This is a genomic window from uncultured Winogradskyella sp., assembly GCF_963975125.1.
In the GTDB taxonomy this organism is placed as follows: Bacteria; Bacteroidota; Bacteroidia; order Flavobacteriales; family Flavobacteriaceae; genus Winogradskyella.
The window spans coordinates 1-8186 of sequence record NZ_CAXBGB010000108.1 but is presented as its reverse complement, the minus strand read 5'-3'; the positions used below and the strand labels follow the sequence as shown (position 1 = coordinate 8186).

Sequence of the window (8186 nt, the reverse complement as noted above, 5' to 3'; positions counted from 1 at the left end):
TAACATTAAAATTTACGGGATAACAACGGTTTTTTGTAGTCTTTATCCGTTTTATAATTACGATACATTTCAAATTTTACTTAACTAGTTCTGTTTAATCTTCACTTTTTCGCTTCGCAACAAAAATTCCATTAGGTTGTATAAATTTTACTTCAGCAATTTTATCGTCAATTTTAATAAACTCTATCTTAAAACCTTCTAATGTTTTAAAGTTAAATTTATCTTCTGCTGTTGGTATGAGCGCATATTCTGGTTGGCCTTTTAAGAATACATAGAGTACATTTTCGTCTTTTATATAGGCTTTAATTTCGGTACCAGCTAAATCGTATTTGCCAACATATTGTTCTAAGGTTTTAGCATCAACATCTATAGTGTTTGGTGTGCGTTTAAAAGCAATAGCATCTACCATTGGCTCTGCTGCAATACGACCGTAATCTATATCACCAGATACATTAGTAGTAAAGATTATTTTTATAGAACTACCAATACCTGTAGTATCTACTTTTCCGTCCTTAACGTCTATAAACTCAAAAGTATCGTAATGAAAATGGCTTAAATATTGTGTTTTGTTATTGAGTTTAGAAAACAGCGAATCATTTTTAACAACAACATTAAATTTTCCATAGCCCTTATGAGCATAAGAACCTGTATAATCTATTCTTGTATGAGATGGTTTTGTATTTTTTACATTAGATAGCTCTTTGTCTTCTTCAACTTTCTCTTGGGTTTTAAGAGCTTTTTCTAAATCCTCCTTATGTTTTTTTGCCCATTCTGTTTTTTTAACTTTAAGCATGTGGTCTGCTGCAATATTTCTAATTAGCCTTGGTACAGCAGATCCATTTTGATTGGCTAATACTACTATACCCAAACTATCGGATGGATAAAAGCCAACACTAGCAGAAAAACCATCAATATTGCCACCATGTTCTACCATATAATGGCCTTTATAAGAGTGTAAAAACCAGCCGTAACCGTAATTGGCAAATTGTGCATCGGGTAATTCTTTAGACGGAAGGCCAGCAGCTACAACCATTTGAGAACTCATCGCTTCTTTTACATAAGCTTCAGGTATAATTTGCTCATCCTTATATTTTCCATTATTAATCCATGTGATTAACCACGCACTCATATCGTTTACACTACTATTTATGCTACCAGCTGGTGACATGCCAGAAATATCGTAGTAATCGGTTTTTTCAATATTTCTGTCGGCATCTAATTTATATCCAAAAGCAGCGTTAGAGCTTTTTTTCATACCGTCAATCGTAGTTTTAGAGCGATCCATGCCTAAAGGCTTAAAGAATTGTTCTTCAATATTTTCTTCCCAAGATTTCCCTGTAATTCTTTCAGTAATAACACCTTGTGCTAAAAAACCAAAATTATTATAATACCATTTTTGACGCACTCCTGTGAAAGGTTCGTGATATTTTAATCGTGCCACTAAACTGTCCTTACTAGGATTAGGGAAAAAATACCAAGAACCATCGTGTCTTGGTAAACCAGTACTGTGGCGCATTAAATCTTTTATAATGATGGTGTTATTCATATCATTATTATAAAACTCTAATTCTGGTATGTATTTTCTCGGGCTATCATCAAAAGAAAGTTTATCAGCTTCGCGATGCAATCCTAAAAGCGAAGATGTAAATGCTTTTGTAGAAGAACCGATGGCAAAAAGTGTGTTGGCATCTACTGAGACTTTGTTTTCGTAATCGCTATACCCAAAGCCTTTTGCATAAATAACTTTATCTCCTTCTACAATGGCTACTGCAAACCCAGCAGCTTTTGTACTTTCTAAAACAGAGTTAAATTGTTTTTCAATGCCTTTTAAGCGTTTGTCTGTTTGCGAAAACCCTAGTGTATAAATTAGCGTTAATGCAATAATAAGAATGCGATTTTTACTCAAAGAATTTCTATTGTTATCAACGATTTTGTGAATTTTTGATTTCATTTTGGTTGGGTTTTAATATTGTAATTATGAAATATTAGTATGTAATTGCCCTACTAAGTTACTGTTTTTTAGAAGTTTTTTCTAAAAATTACAATTCATCATTCAATTATTACAATTCGGTAAGTCTAGTTTTAAAGATCTTATTTTGTGTTAGATATTTGTATCAAATTAAAACTCAACCTCATGAATGTATTAGTAAAAATAGCAGTTATTTTAATTATTAGCCTTGTGAGCTCTCAGGTAGAAGCACAAACTAATTTCGAAAAAGGTATGGCAAAAGCTTTTGAGTTATGGCAAGCGGACAAAACCGATGAAGCCGAAAACATGTTTGAGCGCATTGCTAAAGCAGAACCAAAAGAATGGTTACCAAACTATTACATTGCTCAAATCAATAGCTTAAAAAGTTGGAATGAAAAAGATGAAACCGTTTTAAAAGCACAGTTAGATAAAGCACAAAAATATATAGATTTGGCTATAACTAAAAGCAAAGACAATGCAGAATTAATTGTAATGCAAGCACAGGTATTAACGAATTGGGTGGCTTATGATGGTATGACCTATGGGATGAAGTATGGAGCGAAAATTACCGAGTTATATGCTAAAGCTTTAGAACTAGATTCAAATAACCCAAGAGTTGTTTTTGGCAAAGCAGAATGGGCAATGGGAAGTGCCAAGTATTTTAGACAAGACACTGCACCTTACTGTAAAGAGATAGAGGCATCAATAGAACTTTTTAATACCTTTAAACCAGAAAGCAAATTTCACCCTAATTGGGGAAAAGAACGAGCTAAACAAGTGTCTAAATCTTGTAAAGAATAAATACCGAAACGTACTATGTCAGAGTCAGTAAAAAATATCACTATTACATTCTTTATAGGAAGTATCGTATTTATTATTGGAACCTTTTTTTCTGGTGGATTCGATTTTAAAAATGTCAATGAATTTTTAATTGATTTTGGATTCTATCAATTATACGCTTTTGTACTAGGTTATTCTAATTTGGCGTTTTTTGATTATTTGGAAAAACGCAAATGGAAAACTGGAGATACCTTAAAAAGAATAGTTTCAGGAATTATAGGCGCTGTAATAATATCGTTAATTGGTATATTCCTTATAAGAGCATTCATATCTATTGTTATATATGACTTAGATTTTAAAGCGTTTATTGATAGAGAGACATGGCAAGGGTATTCTTTTGGTCTGTGGATAACACTTACAATTATTTCTGTATTCCATGTTATCTTTTTCTATAATAGATACCAAAAGAATAAGATAAAAGAACAGAAGGTTATTGCAGGTACTGCAAGTGCTCAGTTCGATGCTTTAAAGAACCAGTTAGATCCGCATTTTCTCTTTAATAGTTTAAATGTATTAACGAGTCTAATAGAAGAAAACCCGAAAAATGCTCAAAAGTTTACAACCTCATTATCTAAGGTCTATCGCTACGTTCTAGAACAAAAAAGCAAAGAATTAGTGACTGTAGATGAAGAGTTGAATTTTGCAAAAACCTACATGTCATTGTTAAAAATGCGATTTGAGGATAGTATCATTTTCGAGATACCAGATAAAGCTTCAAATCCAGATAGTAAAGTAGTGCCATTGTCATTGCAATTGCTCTTAGAGAATGCGGTAAAACATAATATGGTAACATCTGGCAAGCCGTTGCATATTAAAATATACGAAGATGGTGACCACTTAGTGGTCATGAATAATCTTCAGCCTAAACAAATTGTAAAAAAAAGTAGTGGAGTTGGTTTAGAAAACATAAAACAACGCTATAACCTACTTACAAATAGAAAAGTACACATCAATCAAAGAGAGAAGGATTTTGCAGTAGCAATTCCTATGCTCACAAAACAAGTATCAATTATGAGAACTACACAAAAATCAGAAGCAAGTCTTAACAACGATTATGTTAGAGCTCGAAAACGCGTAGAAGAGCTAAAAGGCTTTTACTATAGCCTAATATCCTATGTGTTTGTTATACCTTTTTTAATATTTATTTGGTATCAATTTTCACGGCACACCATCCAATGGTTTTGGTTTCCAATGTTTGGTTGGGGATTAAGTTTGGCATTTCAGGCCTATAGAGTATTTGTAGATAATGGACCTTTAGGAGGTAGTTGGGAAAAACGCAAAATTGACGAATATATGCGTGAGGAAGACCAGAATAACCGTTGGAATTAAATTTAACTATTATGAAGAAAGCACAAGAATCAAATTTAAAATATATAAGAGCTAAAAATAGAGTAGATAAACTGAAGAAATTTTACAATCATTTAGCGGTCTATATAATAATTAATCTCATCATTTCAGGATTTAAAGTGTCTAATAATTTAAACAGTTGGGATAATTTTATAGACGAACTGTTAAGTATTGATGTTTTAAGCTCATGGACTATTTGGGGATTAGTTATATTAATGCACTTTATATCTGTAGTTTTTTTGCATGGTTGGGAAGAGCGTAAAATAGAAGAATTAATGAATAAAGAATTATCAAAAAATTCTAAAAAATAATAGTATGGAAAAGTATAGCATAGAACCTTACGAAAAAGATAAGGAGGTTTCTAATTTTAGAAAAGAAGAGGCTTATTTAAGAGCAAAGAAAAAGGTAGATGCAATTATTGGATTCTATTGGCATCTCGCAGTTTACGTTGTTGTAAATATCTTTCTAATTATATTAATTGGTGTTAATTCTGGTCAAGGATTTACAGGTTTTGGACCTTATGCCACGGCTACATTTTGGGGAATAGGATTAATATTTCATTTCTTAGGTGTTTTTGGGCCAAATTTTTTCTTTGGAAAGGATTGGGAAAGCAAAAAAATAGATGAATACATGGAAAAAGAACGTCAACGCTGGGAGTAAATAAAATAGTAGAACCATGAAAAAGAACATCGATGAAAAACAGCTCTTTTTAAGGGCACAGAAAAAAGTTAGGAGGCTTTGGATTTTCTATATTCATTTAGCGGGATATATAGTATTTGTTGCCCTTATTCTGTATAATTTCTATATTATTGAAGAAGGACCATACAAAAATAACATCATAAGTTTAAATCTTAGCGTTTTAGTGGCTTGGTCGGTTTTTATTATTATACATGGATTGAATGTTTTTAAAGGGAAACAAATTTTTAAAAAGGATTGGGAAGACCGAAAAACAGAAGAGTTTTTAAAAGAAAAAGATGACGTAGAAACAACGTTTTGGGAATGAAATATTTCAATCAAAATGTTAATAAATAAACTGAATTTAAGAAAATGAATGTAATTATAATAGAAGACGAAAAACCATCAGCAAGGCGTTTGCAACGTATGCTGAAATCCATAGATGTTGAAGCAGAAACTATGTTGCATTCTGTTGAAGAATCTATAGAATGGTTTGAAAATAATAAGCATCCAGATTTAATATTTTTAGATATTCAATTAAGTGATGGCTTGTCTTTCGAAATCTTTGAAGCTATCGATATTAAGTCGGCAGTAATTTTTACAACAGCTTATGATGAGTATGCGCTTCAAGCTTTTAAACTTAATAGTATTGATTATTTATTGAAACCTATTGATGAAAATGATTTAAAAATAGCTGTAGAAAAATTCAATGGAAGAGCACCACAGAAGCAATCTGTTACTTTAGATTTTAATGATATTAAAAAACTATTGGTTAATCCGATTGAGCACGAATACAAAAAGCGATTTTCAGTAAAAGTTGGTCAGCATTTAAAGTTAATTAATATAGAAGATATAGAATGTATCTATAGCGAAAATAAAGGCACTTATGTTTTTACCTGTGAAGGCAGAAACTATTTACTCGATTCTACTTTAGATCAATTAGAAAATGAACTAAAGCCAGATGTGTTCTTTAGAATTAGTAGAAAATACTATATAAATATCAATGCTATTAAAGACATGGTTAGTTATACCAATTCTCGTTTACAAATAAAACTGAATCATTTTAATGAGCAAGAAATAATTGTGGCTAGAGAACGTGTAAAGGATTTTAAGATTTGGTTAGAATAATTAAAACATAAACGGTAAATATTAGTCTTTATCTTCAATTCTGTTTTCATCAAAAGCAGAAGGTAATAACTTAGGAATAAACTTTACGAAAAGTGGTAAAAGTAACACGCCTCCTGGTAACATAAAAATTGCCAGGCTTGGTATAGACTTAAAAATATCTATTAATTGCACTTGTATTTTCTTCTGCTCATCGTCTGTAAGATTTCGCTGTGTAGATTGTGCTAAAAGTGTCATAGCTTCCTTACTTTCTGATAATTCTTTAATTAGTCGTTTACTATTTCTTGTTATGAGTTTAGAAACTACTTTACTACTATTGTCATAAAAACTTTGTGCTAAGTTTTTAGAACTAAGAAAAGCAACATCCTCTTTATGCTCATCATAAAATATATTAATATCATCTACAGATTGTATAATAACGTCACTATCTAAAGCTAAATCAGTTTTTAATCGGTTTAAAAATTCACGCTCTTCTTTATCTATAACCTTATCTGTCCAAGATGCCATACAAACTAAATCGATAACATATAGCTTCTCTAAAGGTTCACTGATAAAAGAAACTGCATCATTATAAGATGGTAATTCAGAGTTTTTATGACGCACAGACCCTTCAAACAATTTAATAAGATTGTCATCATATTCTGTCTTTTCAGACTTGTTATCTATAACAGAAAATACAATGGTTTCTAAAGCAGATTCAAGATCATTAACATAATCTTTAATACCGTTTTCGTCTTTCAGAAAACGCAGATAGCCTAAAATATCAACAAATAAAAGGGCATTGATTAAGAAATAATTAAAACTTTTTGAAATAAAATTATCATCAATATGAATACGTTTATGAATTATTTTTTCTAATAAACTATCTGATTTCTTATCTCCAAATAATTCTTCAAAAAACGAACGCTTTTGGTCGCTAATAGCTTTATAGTACTTAATAAGATTATCTGTAAAACCTTCTATAGGTTTCCCCTTCTTATAGATAAAATAGTAAGTTAATAATAAATTGATTTTACAGCGTTCTTCTTCAGTAAAATCAAAGGGTTTTACAACATCTAGCACCACTTTAATATTGCTGCCATATATAAACCCTGCATGTTTTAATTTATCGTAAAACTCATTAGTCTCTGTTTTAGAATACATCGTTTCAGAAACTTCTACTAGTAATTTTTTTATCCAGCCATTAGCCGATGGATTCATAGACCTATAATTATAGTATAAAGATACTTTTTATCTCTTTAAAATTTAAAGTATTTCAATTTTTAAAAAAACATAAAACCGCTTTCACCTTTTTTATTTGGCAGAGTTGAGGTTAAATTATGAAATGAGTTTAATAATGTTAAGCAGAAATAGATAAATCTAATTATTTAGAATTCCAAAAGAAATGTAAATCGGTTTCTCTTTCAAAACCTAATCTTTCGTATAAATGTTGAGCAGGATTGTCGTAAGCAGTTTGTATGGCTAAACCTTTATTGTTCTCAGAAACACAAAGCTGTTTTGCTTTTTCTATTAATGCCTGCCCTATGCCTTTTCCTCTGTGATTAAAATCTACATACAAATCGTTTAACAAATACATGGCTAACATAGACACAGAAGATTGTAATGGATAAAGCTGTGTAAAACCAACAGCTTTATCATTGATATAAGCTACAAAAATTACGGCATCCTTATTCTTTAATCGCTCTAATAAGAAATGATGAACACCATCCTTGTCTGAAGACTGTTTATAGAACATTCTGTAACCATTAAACAATGGAACTAAATCTTTTAAGTTATCTATTTGTGCTTTTATTATATTCATAAAAAGGCATTAAAAAAGCAATTAATTATACATGTCTTAAATTTAAGTATTTATTTGAAAGTACAGAAGAGTGTATTAAGGTTAATATAAAAATAGAAGTTTTAACTTCGTTAATAAAGATAACTTACTCTCTTTTTACTACTTAAGCTTCGTTTATCCCAAAATTATAGGGACTGTGAGATCAAAATTTCGCTTTCAGTATTTTTAAACGTAAGTATTGTTGGTTACTTCGAAATATGAAACATGACGAACACAAAATCAATTTTAACATGTATGTAATTGCAAATTTAAATTATTTTAAGCACTGGTTTTTCCGTAATATTTTTTCCGTAACCAAAAGGAAACGCGAACCAATAAAATCAAAGCAGGCACTTCAACTAATGGACCAATGACTCCTGCAAATGCTTGTCCTGAATTCAGTCCGAAAAC

Annotated in this window: 9 protein-coding genes and 1 pseudogene; 6 read left to right on the top strand and 4 right to left on the bottom strand. The window is 30.7% G+C overall.

The features are described from left to right. Positions 1-94: 94 nt before the first annotated feature. Positions 95-1951, bottom strand: coding sequence for a serine hydrolase (locus tag AAC053_RS12830; RefSeq protein WP_339757350.1), 1857 nt, complete (start codon positions 1949-1951; stop codon positions 95-97). A 183-nt stretch (positions 1952-2134) separates the two neighbouring features. On the opposite strand from AAC053_RS12830, the gene AAC053_RS12825 reads away from it, so the two are divergent. From AAC053_RS12825 to AAC053_RS12800, 6 genes are read left to right on the top strand one after another with little or no spacing between them, the layout of a single operon-like run. Beyond that, positions 2135-2770, top strand: a complete 636-nt coding sequence (locus tag AAC053_RS12825) for a hypothetical protein (protein ID WP_339757347.1) — start codon at positions 2135-2137, stop codon at positions 2768-2770. 15 nt (positions 2771-2785) lie between these two features. Then, positions 2786-4138 (top strand): histidine kinase, encoded by a 1353-nt coding sequence (locus AAC053_RS12820; RefSeq protein ID WP_339757345.1) that lies wholly within the window; start codon positions 2786-2788, stop codon positions 4136-4138. An 11-nt stretch (positions 4139-4149) separates the two neighbouring features. After that, positions 4150-4467: a 2TM domain-containing protein gene (locus AAC053_RS12815; RefSeq protein WP_339757342.1), complete on the top strand. Its 318-nt coding sequence runs from the start codon at positions 4150-4152 to the stop codon at positions 4465-4467. Between the two features lie 4 nt (positions 4468-4471). After that, a complete protein-coding gene (locus tag AAC053_RS12810) occupies positions 4472-4816 on the top strand; it encodes a 2TM domain-containing protein (protein ID WP_339757339.1) in 345 nt (114 codons plus the stop codon). A 16-nt stretch (positions 4817-4832) separates the two neighbouring features. Continuing rightward, positions 4833-5159: a 2TM domain-containing protein gene (locus AAC053_RS12805; protein WP_339757336.1), complete on the top strand. Its 327-nt coding sequence runs from the start codon at positions 4833-4835 to the stop codon at positions 5157-5159. A 44-nt stretch (positions 5160-5203) separates the two neighbouring features. Next, positions 5204-5959 carry a LytTR family DNA-binding domain-containing protein gene (locus AAC053_RS12800; protein WP_339757333.1) on the top strand — a complete coding sequence of 252 codons (756 nt, stop codon included), beginning with the start codon at positions 5204-5206 and terminating at the stop codon, positions 5957-5959. A gap of 21 nt (positions 5960-5980) precedes the next feature. Here AAC053_RS12800 and AAC053_RS12795 read toward each other — a convergent pair whose 3' ends face one another. From AAC053_RS12795 to AAC053_RS12785, 3 genes and pseudogenes are all read right to left on the bottom strand, one after another. Further along, entirely contained in the window at positions 5981-7156 is a 1176-nt protein-coding gene (locus tag AAC053_RS12795; RefSeq protein ID WP_339757330.1) for an LETM1-related biofilm-associated protein, read from the bottom strand. Positions 7157-7319: 163 nt separating this feature from the next. Further along, on the bottom strand, positions 7320-7757 hold the full coding sequence (locus AAC053_RS12790) for a GNAT family N-acetyltransferase (RefSeq protein ID WP_339757327.1): 438 nt from the start codon (positions 7755-7757) through the stop codon (positions 7320-7322). A gap of 297 nt (positions 7758-8054) precedes the next feature. Next, a pseudogene (locus AAC053_RS12785) lies at positions 8055-8186 on the bottom strand (arsenical-resistance protein); the annotation flags it as partial.